Raw genomic sequence first — 16,373 nt, 5'->3', positions numbered from 1 at the left:
ATCATGGCCGCCACCACCTCGCGCTTCCCCCTGCTCTCCTGGACGACCATCGCCCCCGCTCTCGGCGTGCTGCTCCTCGCTGTGACGTGGGGGCGCGACCTCGGGCCCGTGTTCGTGGTCCTGATCGCCGTCGTGCTCGCCGTGACCGTCCTCGCGGCCGTGCACCACGCCGAGGTCGTGGCGCTGAGAGTGGGGGAGCCGTTCGGATCTCTGGTCCTCGCGGTCGCGGTGACGGTCATCGAGGTGGCCCTGATCGTCACGCTGATGGTGTCCGGCGGCCCGGAGGCGGCATCACTCGCCCGCGACACGGTGTTCGCGGCGGTCATGATCACCACGAACGGCATCGTCGGCATCGCGTTGCTGCTCGGTGCGCTCAAGCACGGCACCACCCTCTTCAACGCCGAGGGCAGCGGCGGCGCGCTCGCCACCGTGATCACCCTCGCCGCGCTCACGCTCGTGCTGCCGACGTTCACCACCACCACGCCCGGCCCCGAGTTCTCCAGCCCGCAGCTCGCGTTCGCCGCACTCGCCTCGCTCGCGCTGTGGGGGATGTTCGTCTTCACCCAGACCGTCCGGCACCGCGACTTCTTCCTGCCCGTCGACGCCGACGGCGTGATCGAGGCCGACGAGCACGCCGAGGCGCCGTCCGGCAAAGCCGCCCTGATGTCGCTGTTCCTGCTGCTCGTCGCGCTGGTCGCCGTCGTCGGCCTCGCGAAGATCGAGTCACCCGCGATCGAGGCCGGCGTGCGCGCGGTCGGCTTCCCGCAGTCGTTCGTCGGTGTCGTCATCGCACTGCTGGTGCTGCTGCCCGAGACCATCGCCGCCGCACGCGCCGCACTGCGCGACCGCATCCAGACCAGCCTCAACCTCGGCTACGGCTCGGCCATCGCGAGCATCGGCCTCACCATCCCGACCATCGCGCTCGCGACCGTGTGGCTCGACGGCCCGCTGCTGCTCGGTCTCGGCTCGACGCAGATGATCCTGCTGCTGCTCACCGTCCTGGTCAGCGTCCTGACCGTGGTGCCAGGACGCGCGACCCGGCTGCAGGGCGGCGTGCACCTGGTGCTGCTGGCGGCGTTCCTGTTCCTCGCCGTGAACCCGTAGTCAGGACCGGGAGCGGTTCGAACGCCTGCTTTCGTCTTCCACCAACGACTGCAGGTCAGCGACGAACGTCTCGAGTGGCGGCAGGGCCAGCATGTCGCGCTGGATCCGCCTGGCGTTGCCCCGGTACCGCGGGTCCTCCAGAACTGCCCGGCAGGCGGCCAAGATGTCGTCGGCGCTCATGGCGTCCGTGCGCAGTTGCTCGCCGACGCCGGCCTCCGCGCACCTGCCTGCGTTGTACGGCTGCTCCGAGAACATGGGCATGCAGACGAGCGGGACGCCACATCGCATCGCTTCACGGACGCTGTTGTGACCGGCGTGCGTGACGAAGAGATCGCAGCACTCCAGCAGGAGCGGCTGGGGAACTGACTCCACGAGGACCACAGTGGACGGCAGGGAGCCGAACGCCTCGGGCGCGACGCCGCGTCCTGTGCTGACCACCGCGACGCAGTCCAGCTGCGCCAGGGCCGTGACGACGGATTTGAGCAGCGAGAGGCCGTCGGACGCGAACGCGGACAGCGTGCCCAGGCTCGCGAACACCCACGGCTTGTCGGTGGGCAGACCCGTCAGAACAGGCGGCAACGCCTCGCCCCGCCTTCCGGGGTGCTCGTGCCGGTAGGACTTGGAGCGGGGCACGGCGGCCTCCGCCGGGTCGTAGGTCTCGGGCATCAGGCAGGCGTGCAGGTGCCGGAAGCCGGCCTCCCCGGTGGGATCGGGCGGCAGGCCGAACGAGGCCCGGAGCGGGGCCATCAGCGGCGCGAGCGTGGAGGGCGGCGAGATCACGTTGATCGCGCCACCGATCGCGACGGAGGCGTGCGGCACGCCCAGCACCTCCGCGGCGAGCACACCGCCGAACTCGAGCGTGCTGCGGACGATGACGTCGGGGTTCCACCCCGAGGCGATGACGTCCTTCGCCATCGCCTCGGCCGGAGGGCCGATGAAGAAATCGACCGTCCTCTCCATCGCCGAGAGCTCCGCGAACGTTCCACCGGACTCCGCCAGCGTCCGCTCGACGAGGTCCAGGATGTCGACCCCCGCCGGCAGGTGGTCGAACCCGTAGGCGGTGATGTCCTGGGCGGAGGTCGCGGCGGTGGCGATCCCGACCGTGTGCCCTGAAGCCTGAGCGGCTCTCATGACCGGTACCAGCGCCCGGATGTGGGACGGTGAGTTCGCGACGGTGAAGAGGATCCGCAAGGTCGTGCTCCGATCGTGGTGACCGCCCGCAGTGGCGGACCCGGTGGCTGATGAGGGGTCACTGGTGGCAGTGGTCACGTCAACACAAGGCTGTGGGTGGATCTGCCGGTGGGAGGCAGCGCCGTCGCTCGGTGGAAGCGTGCTCATACTACGTTCCAGAGCACTCTCCTCAAGAGCCGAGTGAGCCGAAGGACTCGTGCCAGCACGAGATCCGGTCGAACGGGTAGGCGGACAGCGGAACTCGGCGCGGGCGCTGCTCTTCCGGCCACAGGACGTCCCACTCGACGCGCTCGCCGGTGAGCCAGCGAGCGGCGACCCGCAGCTCCGGCTCCGGCACGTCGTGGTCAGCGGTGGCCAACTCCGCGGGGTCGACTGTGTCGTGCAGCACCAACGGATGCGGCTCGCCGCGCAGGAACGCGTGGGCCGCGACCGCGAACTCACCCGCGTCCTCGGCGAGGATGACGACCCGCTGGGCCAACTGGGCACGTCCCGTTTGGAGGGTCCACACGGCGGCGGTGAAGTCCGGTGGCGCGAGCCCCGGTCCGCCCGACGGGTCCTGCCTGCCGTGGGGGAGCAGGTCGGCCAGCTCGGTGAGCAACCGGTGCAGGCTGCGCTCGGTGCGTGCGCTCACCGGCACGGGCAGGCGGCCGGACCGGTGCCGGCCGCGGCTGTCGAGCTCCGGCGCTTCTTCCAGCACGATGTGGGCGTTGGCCCCACCGACTCCCAGTGCGGTGATGCCGACCCTGCGGGGTGGGCCGTCAGGCCAGGGAACCGCTCGTGCCGCGATGTCCACCGGATCGCGGTCCGCGGGGATGTCGGGGTGCGGCGTGGTGAAACCGGCGGTGAGCGGGATCGTGCGATAACGCAGGACCTGCACCGCCTTGGCCAGGCTCGCCGCCCCCGCCGCGCCTTCGAGGTGACCGATGTTGCCCTTCACCGACCCCATCCACAGCTTGCCGCCGGGTCCGGCTGCGGTCGTCCGTCCCTCTTCCGACCGCAGCAGATCGACCACGGCCTGCACTTCGACGGGGTCGCCCTTGCCGGTGCCTGCCGCGTGCGACTCCATGTACCCCAGTGCGGAAGGAGGCAGACCTGCCTGCGCCAGCGCGCGGCTCATCAGCTCCACCTGGGACTCGGCGTCGGAACGCGTCAGCGTGCCACGCCGGCCGTCGTGGTTCAGCGCACTCCCCCTGATGACCGCGAGCACCGGGTCACCGTCGGCCACCGCGTCCTCCAGGCGTTTGAGGACGAAGCAGAACACCCCTTCACCGCGGACATAGCCGTCGGCGTCCGCGCTGAAGCACCGGGCTTGCCCTGTCGGCGACAGAGCGCCGAACCGGTGCATCACGGCCTGCATGTGGCCGTGCAGGTAGATGTTCGGACTCCCGGCGACCGCCAGGTCGAACTCACCCGCACGAAGCCCCGACACCGCTTGGGCCACCGCCGTCAGACCGCCCGCGCAGGCGGTGTCCAGCGTGATGCTGGGGCCCCGCAGGTCGAACTGGTGCGAAATCCGTGCCGAGGCGAAGGTCAGCAGAAGCCCGATCGCGCTGTACCGGTCGACGAGGTGCAGGTCTGCGGCGCGGTCGCGCATGTCGGAGCTCGTGGTAGAGACGAACACCCCGGCGTCGCGGCCGGCGAGCGAGTCGGGTGCCAGGCCGGCGCTCTCCAAGGCGTGCCAGGTGGCTTCGAGCATCAGGCGCTGCTGGGGGTCCATCCAGACGGCCATCCGCGGCGTGATCTGGAACAGTCCCGGCTCGAAGTCACCCACGTCCGGCAGCAGGGACACCACCGGGTCCGGTGTGCCGCCCAGGTCGGCGCGGTAGTCGTGCAACCGGCCGGGAGTCGCGGGGGCCGAGGTGCACCTGCCCTCGGCGAGCAGGCGCCAGAACGCGTCGGCGTCCTCCGCACCGGGCACCCGCGCGGCCATGCCGATGATGGCGACCGGCGCTGCTCCGCCGGCGCTCACCGCGCACCTCCCGTGGTGATGGAGAGCAGGTTCGCCGCGGCGGGGATCTGCCGCAACATCCTCACCAGCACCTGGCTGACGCCCGGTTGGTGGAAGGACACGTCCTGGAAGTTCTCGGCCACCCACGTCACGGACTGGTGCCAGCGCACCGGGCTGTGCACGTGCCGGACCAGGGAATCGGCGACGTCCGCCGCGCTGTGCGGACGCGCGGTCACGTTGGACACGACCGGAATGGCGGGCTCCTCGAAGGAGAACCGCTCCAGCTGCGCCCCGAAGTCAGCCGCGGCGTCCCGCATGTGACCGCTGTGGAACGCCCCGGTGATCGCCAGTCGCCGCACGTCCGCGGCACCGAGGTCGCGCATCACCTGTTCCGCCGAGGCGAGAGCGCTCTCGGGACCTGCCAGGACCGTCTGCGTCGGCGAGTTGAAGTTGACGGCCTCGACGCCCCGCAACCGCGGCTCGCCCAGTGCTCCGCAGACGGTCTCCTCCGCCAGCCCCTGCACGGCCGTCATCGCGCCGGCTGCCGCCTTGGAAGTGATCTCGGCGCGCAGCCGGACCAGTTCGAGCCCTTCGAGGAAGCCGAACACCCCCGCTGCCTCCAGGGCGTTGTACTCACCGAGGCTGTGCCCCAGCACGACATCGGGGCTCAGCCCGTCCTCGCGGGCGGCGCGCAGTGCCAGGGCGCTGACCACGTAGGTTGCGGGCTGGGTGTAGCGGGTCTGGGCGAGCCGCTCCTCATCGGCGCAGAGCTCACGCAGGTCGTAGCCGAGCGTCGCCGAGGCGGCTCCGGTCAGGGCGGGGAACCGCGCGAAGAGCTCGACCCCCATGTTCTGACGCTGCACGCCCTGTCCTGGGAACAGGAAAACGACGGTCATCGGGTTTCCCCCGTCTGGATGGTCTCGGTGGTGAGTGCGATGGAGGTGTTGATGCCGCTGAAACCGAAGCTGTTGGTGAGCGCCACCCGCCGGTCGAGCGGGCTGGAGGTGCGCCCCGCCAGACGTCCGCCCACACCGGGCATGGGACTGCTGGTGTTCGGGTTGCCGTGCACGCGGCCGCTCCGCAGCTGCACCACGGTGGCGATGAGCTCGACCAAGCCCGCCGCGGTGAGCGCGTGGCCGAGGAAAGCCTTGGTGGAGTTGACGAGCGGCCCCGCACCGACGCCGAAAACCTGGGCGATGGCGCTGGCCTCGCACTCGTCTCCGACCCGTGAACCGGTGGCGTGCGCGCTGAGATAACCGACGTCGGCGGGTTCGATCCCGGCGGCGAGCATCGCGGCGCGCATGGCCTCGACCTGCCCGGCCGGGTCGGGTGCGGCGCCACGCCGGGCGTCGAGCCGTTGCCCGGCGCCCAGCAGAACCGCCAGCGGTTCCCGTGCCGTCCGGCCGGCTGGTTCCAGGACGACCGCCGCCGCGGCCGTTCCCGGCACGAAACCCTCCCGGTGCTCGTCGAACGGCCGGCACACCGGTTCCGGGCCGGGGTGGAGTGCGCCGCTGGTGCTCAGCGCGCGTGTTTCGGTCGGCGACAGCTCGCCTGCGGGAGCGACCACCAGGCACCGCTGCGCGTCGCCGGCGCGCAGCAGGCGCATCGCCTGGATGACGGCGACCGCTCCGCTGGCCGACGCGGCGCCCACGGTCCACCCCTCGGCACGCAGGCCGAGCAGCTCGCTCACCACACCCACGGTGTCGGTGTCCTGGTAGGCCACGGCATGGGTGGGACGCACCCGACGGACACCGCGCACCTCGTCCAGCACCGTGCGCGCCTGGTAGTCCATGGCCAGGTTGTTGCCTGCCACGATCAGCGCGCACCCGGCGAGCTCGGACGCCGTCAGCCCGGCCTCGCGGGCACACCGCACAGCGGCCACCGCCGCCGTCCTGGCCGGATCGGCGCTGCACCTCGTGGCGCGGCGCACCCGCGCGGCGTCCCCTGCATCCAGGTGGTGGACCTCCGGATCGTCGAGAAGACCCACCCAACCCCGGTGCACCGGAGGTGGTTCGCCGTCGGACAGCAGCACGTCCGCGAGCTGGTCGAGGCCGCTGAGCGAAGGGGTGAGCACGGTGGCGGCCCGCACCGCGACCGCAGCCCGGGCCGCCGGCGCGGTCATGACGTCGTGGTCATGACGTCGTGGTCCGCAGCAAGCCATAACCCTCTTCGGTCAGTGAGACGACATCGGGCAGTTCGCGGGAGGTCATGTGGGGCTCCAGCTCCCTGTCCATCGCCGCGTCCGATCCCGCGAGGCACTTGCCCATCAGCTCGCGTTTGAGCAGTTCGAGACTGGCACGCGGCGAACGGGCGATCATCAGGGCCAGTTTCCGGGCCGTGGCCGGCACCTCGTCGTGCGCGACCACCTGCACACCGCAGCCGCGTTGCCTGAGCTCGATGCCGCGGTAACCGCGTGCGGTCAGCAACATCTCGGTGCCCAGCGCCTCCCCGATCTTGGCGGGGACGACGTAGGTCGCTCCGACGTACGGTGCGACGCCGTATTGCATGAAGTTGGCCGCGTAGTAGGACCGTTCGCTCAGCACGGCGACATCGGCGTAGAGCCCGAGCACGAGTCCGCCGCCCAGCGCGTGGCCCTGCATCTCGGCGACCACCGGCAGCGGACACGTCGCGAAGACCCTGGCGAAACGCCGGTACTCCGGCAGCGGCAGACCGTCGGCGATCCCGACCAGCGTCTCCCTGGTCGCTCCCGCGCAGAACACGGAAGGCATGCCGGCCGCGATGACCACACGGGTGTCCGGGTGGCCGGTCGCCGCTTCCACCGCCTGGAAGAGGTGGTCCAGCCACTCCCTGCGGAACGTGTTGCCGTTCTCGGCATCGGCGAAGCGCACCGTGGCGATCGGCGCTTCGAACTCCACGGAGATCGGTCCGAACACCTGCTCGGGAACCGCGCTGTCGTCGCTCACAACAACCCCTCTGCCACCAGCGCCGTGATCCGCTGGGAGACCTTCGGATCGTTCAGACGCGCGCCGAACATCCGTTCGGCCATCAACCCGTACCGGTTGTCGGCCGGGAACAGGACCTGGTGCGCCTGCTTGAGGTCCGCGAGGGTGTCGCGGTCCGAGCGGCGCAACGAGAGCAGCACCTTGCGCATCGCCGCCCGCGGGTCGTCGCTCACGACGTCGACGAGCCCGATCCGCTCGGACTCGGCGGCGGTGAGCTGATCCGCGAGCATCGCCAGCCGGAGCGACCTGTGCTGTCCCACGCGGCGGGCGATCCACGGCATGATGATGGTGGGCAGCATGCCGAAGAACACCTCCGTGAGCTGAAAGGTCACCTCGGGCGAGGCGATCACGACGTCGCAGGCCGCGGCCAGACCGACCCCACCGCCACTGGCCCAGCCCTGCACGACGGCGATGGTGGGCACCGGTCCCGAGCTCATCCGGGTGAGCAGGTGCCACAGGCCGGTGGTCAACCCCGTGAACTCGGCCTCGCCGAGCTCGGTGATGTGCGCGCCGGCGCAGAAGACCGGGCCGTCGGAGAGGAGTACGACGGCGCGGCAGCCCGGGTCGGCCTCTGCCTGGTCGAACGCGGCGTGCAGCCGGGCGATCAACGCCGGCGTGAGCGCGTTGCGGGACTCGGCGTCGTTGAGCTCCAGCACGAGGTGACCCGGTTTGGGGACCACTCGGAGACCGTCGGATGTCATGTCATGTCCTTGTCGCACCACAGGTACTCCCGGTGGTGATCCTTGATCGAACCGAGCATCAGCAACGGCCCGGTGGTGCGTGCGGCCGCGGTGACGAGGTCGCTGACGCCGCGGAGGCAGTCATCGGCGTCCGGTGTGCCCGGCAGTGTGCGGCGAGCAACGTCGAGCACGGCGTCATAGCGTTCGACGCTGATCTTCGTTCGCGCGGACAGCGCGGTGTCGAGCTGTGCTGCCGCCGGAGTGCCCTCGGTGTCCGCGGAAGCGGTGAGACCGATGAACTCGGACGAACACCCGCCTCCGTAGGAGTAGACGCCGAGCTCGTGACCGGTCGTCGTCGAATGGTGGCGCAACGAGCTCGCCAGGGCCATCAGGGTGCAGCCGGAGTAGATGTTGCCGACCTCGGCCGGGACCTCCAGCGAGGCGCTGACCCGCTTCTTGAAGTCCAGGTCGATCTCGACGGCGTCCATCCCGGACAGTCGCCGTGCCGCGGTGCGATGTGCTCCGCGCACCATTCCCGGGAACGGGGTGTGCATCGCCAGCGCGTCGAACGACGTGCCGAAATCGGACTCGGTGTGCTCGGAGTAGTTCTTGTACGAGCCGATGAGGCAGTCGATGTACGACATGATGGACAGGTCGACGTTGATCACGTCGACGTCGACCGCCGGCCGGCGGAAGTCGGTGTTGTCGAAGCTCCACAGGCCATAGCGGTCCGCGTGCCACCGCGCGAGGCGTGGCTCGCCGAGCAGGACCGCGATCGCTCCGGCGCCCTGGCTGGGTTCCGCGTAACTGCCCTGGACGGGAATCGGCGCGTCACCGGCGATGACCAGCGCCCTGCCGCGCCTCGACGAGGCGGCGAGCGAAGCGGCCGCCATCTGGAGAGCGGCGGCTCCGCCGTGACAGGCCTGCTTGACCTCGAACACCCGGCACGTCTTCGGCAGGTCGAGAAAGGCGTGAGCGAACGCCGCGGCGGACTTCGCGAGGTCGACACCGCTCTCGGTTGCCACGACCACTGTCTCGATGGTCGCCCTGCCCTCCGCGCCGAGGCGGTCGAGCACCGGTCGAGCGGCGTTGACCGCCATCGTGACTATGTCCTCGCACGGCAGCGCAACGCTCTTGCGCCGCATCAACAGGTTCGCGAGCCTCGCCGGTTCCAGGCCGCGGGCCTGGAACAGCTCGTCGACCTCGACCCGGGCCGTGCCGAAGTAGGCGCCGATGTCCTCGACGCCGACCGCGGTCATGACGGCACCTCTTCGAGGAGCAGCTCGGTCAGCTCGCCGAGGTTCGCGGCGTCACCGAACCGGTGCAACGCCGCGTCGATGCCCAGTGCCTCGACGGTACCGACCACGACGTCCATCCGGTCCATCGAATCGGCACCGAGCGAGCTCATGCTGGCGCTGGGCACGACCGCGGCGGGGTCGAGGTCCGGCAGCACCTCGAGCAGCTGCTCCTTCAGCACGGCGAAGACCTCCTCGCGACCGGTTCGGTTTCCCACCCCGTCACCCCGTGACGACGGGCTTGAGAGCAGCCGCCAGCAGGCGCACGCTGTCGTTGTCGTAGACGGTGTCGACCGTGATGACACCGTCGAACCTGGTGCGCAGCATGCTGACGAACTCGACGGCGAGGATCGAGTCCACGCCGACGTCGGCGAACGACCGGTCCAGCGGGACGTCCTCGGGCGCGAGCATCAGCAGCTCGGCGAGCACGTCGATGATCACGTTCTCCGCTTCGGTGTTCGTTCCGGCGAGGCGGTCGCTCATGTCGATCTCCGTTGTTCGGTGGTGGTGGCGGTCAGCGGGAGACCGGGTTCGGTCCGTCCTGCAGCAGCCGCACAGGTGCGGTCCGGTAGCCGGTGAAGGTGTTGGACCTGGTCGTGGTCGGTGGTCCGGTCAGGACGACGCGAAGCCGGTTCTCCACGAAGAACTCCAGCAGCGCGGTCAGCTGCGACCGGGCGACGACGGCGCCCAGGCAGTGGTGCGGCCCGAAACCGAAGGCCATGCCCGTGCCTTGCCCGCGCAGCGGGTCGAACACGTCCGGACTCCGGTAGCAGCGCGGATCGCGCAGAACCGCGCCGAGCACCACCCGCACGGTGTCGCCGCGGCGGATGTGCCGTCCGCCCAGCTCCACGTCACGACCCGCCGTCCTGCCGATCGTGGTGGTCGGTGCGGTCCAGCGCAGCGCCTCGTCGACGAAACCGGGCACCAGCTCCGGCGCGGCGGCGAGGCGGGGGTGCCAGTGCGGCTCCCTGGCGAGCAGCACGGCCAGCCCCGTGAAGGCCAGACGAGGTGCGACGGTGCCTCCGACGACGACACCGATCAGGTTGGAGAGCACGTCCTTGCGCGAGATCCGGCCGGCGCGTTCTGCCTCGTGCAGGTGGCCGATCAGGTTGTTCTGCCCGGCGTTGCGGTGTCCCACCAGCAGATCGCTGAAGATGCCCGCCGCCTTGGCGAGGGCCTGGCGCGCCGTCTCCCGGTCGGTACCGGTGAAGGCCTCCGGGCCCGTGTCACCGAGGATGCCCGCGACCTGGTCGCCGACCTCGGACATCCGCATCTCGTCCAGCCCCAGGAGATCGGCCATGGACGCCAGCGCGAGCGGCCATGCGATGTCGGCGTTGAAGTCGAACGCCGCGGTGTCGATGCGGGGCCGCACCAGGCGTTCGAGCGCATCGGTCAAAGCTGCGGTACGCGTCTCGACGCGCCGTTTGGTGAACAGGTCCTTCATGGCGGAGCGCACGACGGCTCGATGTTCGCCATCCGTGGCGATCAGGATGCTGCCGCGCAACGGGTCCGGGTTGGCGGGCCCGTTCCACGGGAAGACACCCTGACCGGAGAGGAAGACGTCGTCGTCTCCCAGGACGACCTTCGCCTCCTCGGCGCGGAAGACGCCCCAGAACTCGTCGCCGACAGCGGCGGACGCGAGCCTGTGCACAGCCGCGGCTTCGCGGAACCGGCTCAGCACGGCGTGCGGCTGTCCGTGGGAGAAGAGCTCGGCGGAACCGAAGTCAGGTGCTCCGGCAGCACATTCGGTGCAGCATGAAATCGCTTTCGCGGAAAGGGCAGCATCCTGCTGCGAAAGCACGTTGCCTCCAGATGGGCTCGTGGTCGCCGAGGCTTCGGGTGTCGTCACTGCGGCATGTTGTCGTGACTGTGACCAGGTTTCCGGGCGCGCATCAGCGGACGGATGACCTTGATGATCGCGTCGCGGGTCTCCGCAGGAGTGATCATGGCGTCGACCGCCTGGCGGGAAGTCGCCAGAGCCGGTGAGAGTGCCTCCGCGCGGTAGTTGTCGAGCAGCTCCTGGCGCCTGTCCGGATTTGCCGCGAGCTCGCGGCGGAACACGATCTCCACCGCACCTTCCGCGCCCATCACCCCGATTTCCGCCGTCGGCCAAGCGAAAACGCGGTCGGCACCGAGCTGTTTGGAGTTCATCACGATGTACGCCCCGCCGTACGCCTTGCGCAGGATCACGGTGACCCGAGGCACCGTGGCTTCCGAAAAGGCGTACAACAACTTGGCTCCGCGGCGGATGACGCCGTCGGCCTCCTGCGCCTTCCCCGGCATGAACCCCGGTGTGTCGACCAGGGTGACCAGCGGGAGGCCGAACGCGTCGCACATCCGCACGAACCGCGCGCCCTTCTCGGCCGCACGGGTGTTGAGCGTGCCGGCCAACGTGTTCGGCTGGTTGGCCACCACGCCCACCGGCATCCCGTCGAGGCGCGCGAAGCCGATGACGATGTTCGGGGCGTAGTGCGGTTGGAGCTCGAGGAAGCTGTCCGCGTCGACCAGCCCGCGGACGACCTGCCGCACGTCGTAGGTCTTGCGCTGCTCCGCGGGGACCTCGGGAACCAGTTCCGGGTCTCGTGCCAGGTGCAGCGGCAGTTCGTCCCAGCAGGAGCTGGGCAGGTAGGACAGCACCCTGCGGACCAACGGGAACGCGTCCTCTGGACGTTCGGTCACGAGGTGCGCGAGACCTGACATCGCCGAGTGGACGTGGGCGCCGCCGAGGTCCTCGGCGGTGACCTCTTCGCTCGTCACGCTGCGCACCACCTTCGGGCCGGTGAGGAACATGTGGGCCCGGCGGTCCATCACGATCAGGTCGGTCAGCGCGGGGGAGTAGGCCGCACCACCGGCACATGCGCCGAGGATCACGCTGATCTGCGGGACGCGGCCGGACAGGGCCACGTTGCGGCGGAAGATCGACGCGTATCCGTCCAGGGCGGAGACGCCCTCCTGGATGCGCGCGCCGCCGGAGTCCAGCACGCCCACCACGGGGCACCGGGCCCGGTGCGCCTGGTCGAGCACTTGGACGATCTTCTGCGCGTGAGTGGCGCCCAGGGTGCCGCCGAGCACGGAGACGTCCTGCGCGAACACCGCCGCCGGCCGCGCGTCGATCTCGGCGGTGCCGGTGACCACGGCGTCACCGGCGGGTCGCTTCTCCTGCATGCCGAAAGCGGTGCACTGGTGCGTCGCCTCGGCACCGAACTCCAGCAGACTGCCAGGATCCACGAGTGCGCCCAGTGCGTTGCGGGCACCGAGCTTGACCGGCGTCAGCGCGGCGGTCGTGTGCGTCGTTGTCACGGAATTCCTGTTCCTGTCGACTTCGGGGAGAGCGACGTTCCTCGATCTTGTGACAAGGCAGGCGCATCGGGTCGAGCCTTGTGCGGAACTGCCACGGGTGCGCTGAGCGGCCGGAGCAAGGACGACAGTGCGGCGGGGCGGGAGATCTCGCACTGCGGAGTACCGCAGTGCTCTGCCCCGCAGGTCCGAGCGGCAGGGTTTTCGTCCAAATGCAAGGTTGCGGCATTGTTTTCATCCTTTCGGTCCAAGGTGAGCGGCTTGTGTGGAGGTCCATTCGGGACTTGCCCACGTCATTTGATTTCCAATGAGCTCCGATTCAGCAGGTGAGGGCGTCGAGGATTGGATTCGCGAACGAGGTTGCGGATTTCCGCAGGCCGGGTCGGCTCGGCTCCGACCTAGCCTCACCCCGTGGACCAACGGGAGAACGCATGACAGCGGATCACCGCCGTGCCGCAGTTCTGTGCGGGATCGGGACGTGGTTGCCGCCGAGGGTGGTGACGAACGACGACCTCGCTCGGCAACTCGACACGTCGGACGCGTGGATCCGGTCCCGGACGGGAATCCGCGAGCGCCGTGTGATCGAGCCGGGCACGTCGACCTCGGACCTCGCGGTCGAGGCGGGGGCTCGCGCGCTGAAGTCCGCGGGTGGTGCGAACGCGGATCTGGTGGTCGTGGCCACCACGACACCGGACCACCCGTGCCCGTCGACCGCCCCCGAAGTCGCAAGCCGTCTCGGGATGGCCGGGGTGCCCGCCTTCGACCTGAACGCGGTGTGCGCGGGGTTCGTGTACTCACTCGCAACGGCCGCCGGGCACATCGCCGCGGGGACCGCCGAGCGCGTGCTGGTGATCGGCGCGGACACCTTCACCACCGTGCTGGACCCGCACGACCGCACGACCGCCGCCATCTTCGGAGACGGCGCGGGCGCGGTGGTCCTCCGTGCGGGGACGGCTGACGAGCCGGGCGCGCTCGGCCCGTTCGACCTCGGCTCGGACGGGACGAACGCGGACCTGCTCATCGTGCCTGCCGGTGGATCCAGACAGCGCGGTTCCGGGCGGCCTCCCGACCCCGAGGACGTCTACTTCCGGATGGACGGTCCGCCGGTGTTCCGCAACGCCGTCACGAGGATGAGCGAGTCCGCCACCAAGGTGCTCGCCCACGCCGGCTGGCGGATCGAGGACGTGGACCGGTTCGCCTGCCACCAGGCGAACGCGCGAATCCTCTCGGCGGTGGCGCGCACCCTCGAGGTGCCGGAAGACCGTGTCGTCAGGAACGTCGACCGGGTCGGCAACACCGTCGCCGCCTCCATCCCTCTCGTCCTCGCCGACGCGGCCGCGGCAGGTGACGTCGTCCCCGGCCACCGCGTCCTCATCACCTCCTTCGGCGCGGGTCTCAGCTGGGGCTCCACCGTGATCACCTGGCCCGACGTCGACCTCGGCTGACCCGGACGCCACCCCACCACCGAGTTCCACTCACATCCTGGAGAACCGCATCATGAGCAACAACGACACGCTGGACCGGCTGACCAAGCTGCTCGTCCTGCACTTCGGCGCGGCCGAACAGCGGGTCAACGGCGAGATCACCTTCGAGGAGCTGGACTTCGACTCGCTCGCACTGGTGGAGCTGGCGATGGTCGCCCAGAAGGAGTTCGGCGTCGAGGTGGACGAGCAGGAGATCACCCCCGACCAATCCGTCCAGAGCGTCGCGGAGCTGATCGACGCGAGGGCGGTCACCGCCTGATGTCGTGGCCGGGTGCGGGTTTCCCAGCGGCTGTGACAGGGCTCGGTCTGGTGACGCCGGCGGGCATCGGTGTCGAGCCCTCCTGGCGACGCGTTCTCGCGGCGGAGGCGGCAGGAAGCCATGACCCGCTTCTCGCAGGCCTGCCCGTCGACTTCTCGTGCCGGGTGCCGGGATTCGACCCGGATGCCGTGCTGGGCAGGAGCGCGGCCTGGAGGCTGGACCGGTCGGCACAGCTCGCGGTCGTGGCCTTGCGGGAGGCGTTGCACGACTCAGGTCTCGACCAGTCCACCTGGGACGGAGCACGGGTCGCCGTGGTGCTCGGCAACGCACTGGGCGGTGTGCACACCTACGAACTGCAGCAGCGCCAGCTCGACTCCGCCGGCCCGAGTGCGGTTTCCCCGCTGCTCGTGCCGATGTGCGCACCCAACATGGTGGCGGGCCACCTCGCCATGGAGTGCGGTGCCGGCGGTCCGAACCTCGTCACGGCAACGGCCTGCGCGTCAGGTGCCACGGCGATCGGGACAGCACGCGACCTGTTGCGCAGCGGACGCTGCGACGTCGTGATCACCGGAGGCGCAGAGGCCGCGCTCGGCCGAACGATGATCACCGGGTTCACCAGGATGGGCGCGTTGTCCCGCCGCACCTCGGACCCGAACGCCGCGTCGCGGCCCTTCGACGTCGATCGCGACGGTTTCGTGGCGGCGGAGGGGGCTGCGGTCCTCGTGCTGGAGCGCATCGCCGACGCAAGGGCCAGAGGTGCTCGCGTGCACGGGGTGATCAGGGGATACGGCGCGTCGGCGGATGCCCATCACGCGACGACTCCCGACCCGTCCGGTGCCGCGGTGGAGCGGGCGGTTCGCTCAGCACTGGACGACGCGGGTCTGGTGGCGGCGGATGTCGGCCACGTCAACGCGCACGGCACCTCGACGAAGATCAACGATGCCACGGAGGCCGGGCTGATCCAGCGCGTGTTCGGCGACCGTGTGGCGGTGACCTCCACCAAGGGCGTCATGGGACACGCTTTGGGCGCTGCGGGGGCGATCGAGGCCGTGTGCACGATTCTGGCGCTTCGCGACGGCGTCGTCCCGCCGACGGCGAACCTCGACACGCTCGACCCGAAGATCGAGCTCGACGTCGTGGCGAAGGCACCTCGGCTTGTGCCGCACGGGGTGGCGGTCAGCAACTCGTTCGGGTTCGGCGGCCAGAACGCCGTTCTCGTCGTGACCGCACCATGACGAGGCGGATCTTCACCGGGCCCGCGGCGCTGCACCGAGGCCGTGCTGTCAGTCAGGTGCCCATCTGGCGGAAGCGCGGCCTACAGGCCGGTCACGAGCGAGATCAACAGCAGGCAGCCCAGTGCGACGAACGAGAGCCCCGCTGAGACCGCGAGGCCGAGCCGGCGGTTGCGCGAGATCAGCAACGGCAACACCACCGCGAGCGCGCAGGCGGTGATCCCGGTGTCGCGGTAACCCAGCACGAACAGGTGCCACAGGCCCTCCATGCCGAACACCGCGCCCAGGGCTCCCGCGCCTGTCCAGTGCCGCCAACTCCGGCCGTGCCGCCACCAACCGCCGGCTGTCCCGAAGAGCGGGCCCGCGACGAGAGCCAGTGCCAGCCACACCGACGGCGCGTAGAGGTCGCCCATGCCGTCGCGGAAGAGTTCGGCGTACCCGTAGTAGCCGACGACCGCGCCGACCTGCGTCAGCGTGCCGGCGAGGATCGGGCGCCGGGACAGAGCGCCGGCGATGAACGCCGCGACGACCCAGATGGCGCCGGAGTTGGCCAGCGAGTTGAAGCCGCCGGGAAGAACGCCTTGTCCGAGGTTGGTCAGCACGCCGAGCAGCAGCCCGGCGGGAAAGCTGTAGATCATGCGGCTCAGAGTGCCGGTGGCCGTCCACTGGCGACATCGGCATTTCGGCCGATGCCCGGAGTTCGCCGCGCCAGGGGAAGCCGTTGTCGATGTCGTGGACGACCGCACCGCTTTGTTCGCCGATCTGCGATCTGTGTCACGCTCCGGCGGCTGAAGCGAGGTCTTCCGTTCGGCTTCCGGTGACGATTTCCCGACGTCACCACCGCTTGTGGGTGAACATGTCGTCACGGTCGTGGTCCGCGGCGTCCAGGTTCGCCGCCAGTACTGCGGAGTTCCGCAGTA

At 70.1% G+C, this 16,373-nt stretch carries 16 protein-coding genes; 4 read left to right on the top strand and 12 right to left on the bottom strand.

Annotated elements, in window-relative coordinates; genetic code table 11:
* The first annotated feature begins 3 nt into the window (after positions 1 to 3).
* Complete coding sequence (locus tag ACZ7CD_RS25890; protein WP_470375252.1) at positions 4 to 1,104, top strand: calcium:cation antiporter; 1,101 nt, start codon at positions 4 to 6, stop codon at positions 1,102 to 1,104.
* Here the strand turns inward: ACZ7CD_RS25890 and ACZ7CD_RS25885 are convergent, their stop codons facing one another.
* The 11 genes from ACZ7CD_RS25885 to ACZ7CD_RS25835 form a co-directional block, all read right to left on the bottom strand.
* Positions 1,105 to 2,235 (bottom strand): glycosyltransferase, encoded by a 1,131-nt coding sequence (locus tag ACZ7CD_RS25885; RefSeq protein ID WP_360384885.1) that lies wholly within the window; start codon positions 2,233 to 2,235, stop codon positions 1,105 to 1,107.
* A 229-nt stretch (positions 2,236 to 2,464) separates the two neighbouring features.
* Positions 2,465 to 4,264 carry a beta-ketoacyl [acyl carrier protein] synthase domain-containing protein gene (locus tag ACZ7CD_RS25880; protein WP_470379850.1) on the bottom strand — a complete coding sequence of 600 codons (1,800 nt, stop codon included), beginning with the start codon at positions 4,262 to 4,264 and terminating at the stop codon, positions 2,465 to 2,467.
* Entirely contained in the window at positions 4,261 to 5,139 is an 879-nt protein-coding gene (locus ACZ7CD_RS25875) for an ACP S-malonyltransferase (protein WP_360384881.1), read from the bottom strand. Before ACZ7CD_RS25875 ends, ACZ7CD_RS25880 begins: the two co-directional genes overlap by 4 nt.
* A complete protein-coding gene (locus tag ACZ7CD_RS25870) occupies positions 5,136 to 6,365 on the bottom strand; it encodes a beta-ketoacyl synthase N-terminal-like domain-containing protein (RefSeq protein ID WP_470379849.1) in 1,230 nt (409 codons plus the stop codon). Before ACZ7CD_RS25870 ends, ACZ7CD_RS25875 begins: the two co-directional genes overlap by 4 nt.
* A 10-nt stretch (positions 6,366 to 6,375) precedes the next feature.
* The gene (locus ACZ7CD_RS25865) at positions 6,376 to 7,167 is read right to left on the bottom strand and encodes a polyketide synthase (protein ID WP_458432820.1); all 792 of its coding nucleotides are present in this window, start codon (positions 7,165 to 7,167) and stop codon (positions 6,376 to 6,378) included.
* Positions 7,164 to 7,907, bottom strand: coding sequence for an enoyl-CoA hydratase/isomerase family protein (locus ACZ7CD_RS25860; RefSeq protein ID WP_360384875.1), 744 nt, complete (start codon positions 7,905 to 7,907; stop codon positions 7,164 to 7,166). Before ACZ7CD_RS25860 ends, ACZ7CD_RS25865 begins: the two co-directional genes overlap by 4 nt.
* Positions 7,904 to 9,145 carry a hydroxymethylglutaryl-CoA synthase family protein gene (locus ACZ7CD_RS25855; protein ID WP_470379848.1) on the bottom strand — a complete coding sequence of 414 codons (1,242 nt, stop codon included), beginning with the start codon at positions 9,143 to 9,145 and terminating at the stop codon, positions 7,904 to 7,906. Before ACZ7CD_RS25855 ends, ACZ7CD_RS25860 begins: the two co-directional genes overlap by 4 nt.
* Complete coding sequence (locus ACZ7CD_RS25850; RefSeq protein ID WP_458432818.1) at positions 9,142 to 9,399, bottom strand: phosphopantetheine-binding protein; 258 nt, start codon at positions 9,397 to 9,399, stop codon at positions 9,142 to 9,144. The genes ACZ7CD_RS25855 and ACZ7CD_RS25850 overlap by 4 nt, the downstream gene beginning before the upstream one ends.
* A gap of 4 nt (positions 9,400 to 9,403) precedes the next feature.
* Positions 9,404 to 9,664, bottom strand: a complete 261-nt coding sequence (locus ACZ7CD_RS25845) for an acyl carrier protein (RefSeq protein WP_360384869.1) — start codon at positions 9,662 to 9,664, stop codon at positions 9,404 to 9,406.
* A gap of 31 nt (positions 9,665 to 9,695) precedes the next feature.
* Entirely contained in the window at positions 9,696 to 10,832 is a 1,137-nt protein-coding gene (locus tag ACZ7CD_RS25840) for a cytochrome P450 (RefSeq protein ID WP_470372289.1), read from the bottom strand.
* Between the two features lie 194 nt (positions 10,833 to 11,026).
* Positions 11,027 to 12,481 (bottom strand): acyl-CoA carboxylase subunit beta, encoded by a 1,455-nt coding sequence (locus tag ACZ7CD_RS25835; protein ID WP_470379847.1) that lies wholly within the window; start codon positions 12,479 to 12,481, stop codon positions 11,027 to 11,029.
* Positions 12,482 to 12,909: 428 nt separating this feature from the next.
* On the opposite strand from ACZ7CD_RS25835, the gene ACZ7CD_RS25830 reads away from it, so the two are divergent.
* The 3 genes from ACZ7CD_RS25830 to ACZ7CD_RS25820 are packed head-to-tail and all read left to right on the top strand — an operon-like array spanning position 12,910 to position 15,456.
* Complete coding sequence (locus ACZ7CD_RS25830; RefSeq protein WP_470379846.1) at positions 12,910 to 13,923, top strand: beta-ketoacyl-ACP synthase III; 1,014 nt, start codon at positions 12,910 to 12,912, stop codon at positions 13,921 to 13,923.
* Between the two features lie 52 nt (positions 13,924 to 13,975).
* Positions 13,976 to 14,221: an acyl carrier protein gene (locus tag ACZ7CD_RS25825; protein ID WP_470379845.1), complete on the top strand. Its 246-nt coding sequence runs from the start codon at positions 13,976 to 13,978 to the stop codon at positions 14,219 to 14,221.
* Between the two features lie 32 nt (positions 14,222 to 14,253).
* Positions 14,254 to 15,456 carry a beta-ketoacyl-[acyl-carrier-protein] synthase family protein gene (locus ACZ7CD_RS25820; protein WP_470379844.1) on the top strand — a complete coding sequence of 401 codons (1,203 nt, stop codon included), beginning with the start codon at positions 14,254 to 14,256 and terminating at the stop codon, positions 15,454 to 15,456.
* 80 nt (positions 15,457 to 15,536) lie between these two features.
* Here the strand turns inward: ACZ7CD_RS25820 and ACZ7CD_RS25815 are convergent, their stop codons facing one another.
* Positions 15,537 to 16,199, bottom strand: coding sequence for a DUF6518 family protein (locus ACZ7CD_RS25815; protein ID WP_470379843.1), 663 nt, complete (start codon positions 16,197 to 16,199; stop codon positions 15,537 to 15,539).
* Between the last annotated feature and the right edge of the window lie 174 nt (positions 16,200 to 16,373).

The sequence above is a fragment of the Lentzea sp. NPDC036949 genome (assembly GCF_055608075.1).
This window is presented reverse-complemented; position numbering and strand designations above follow the sequence as displayed.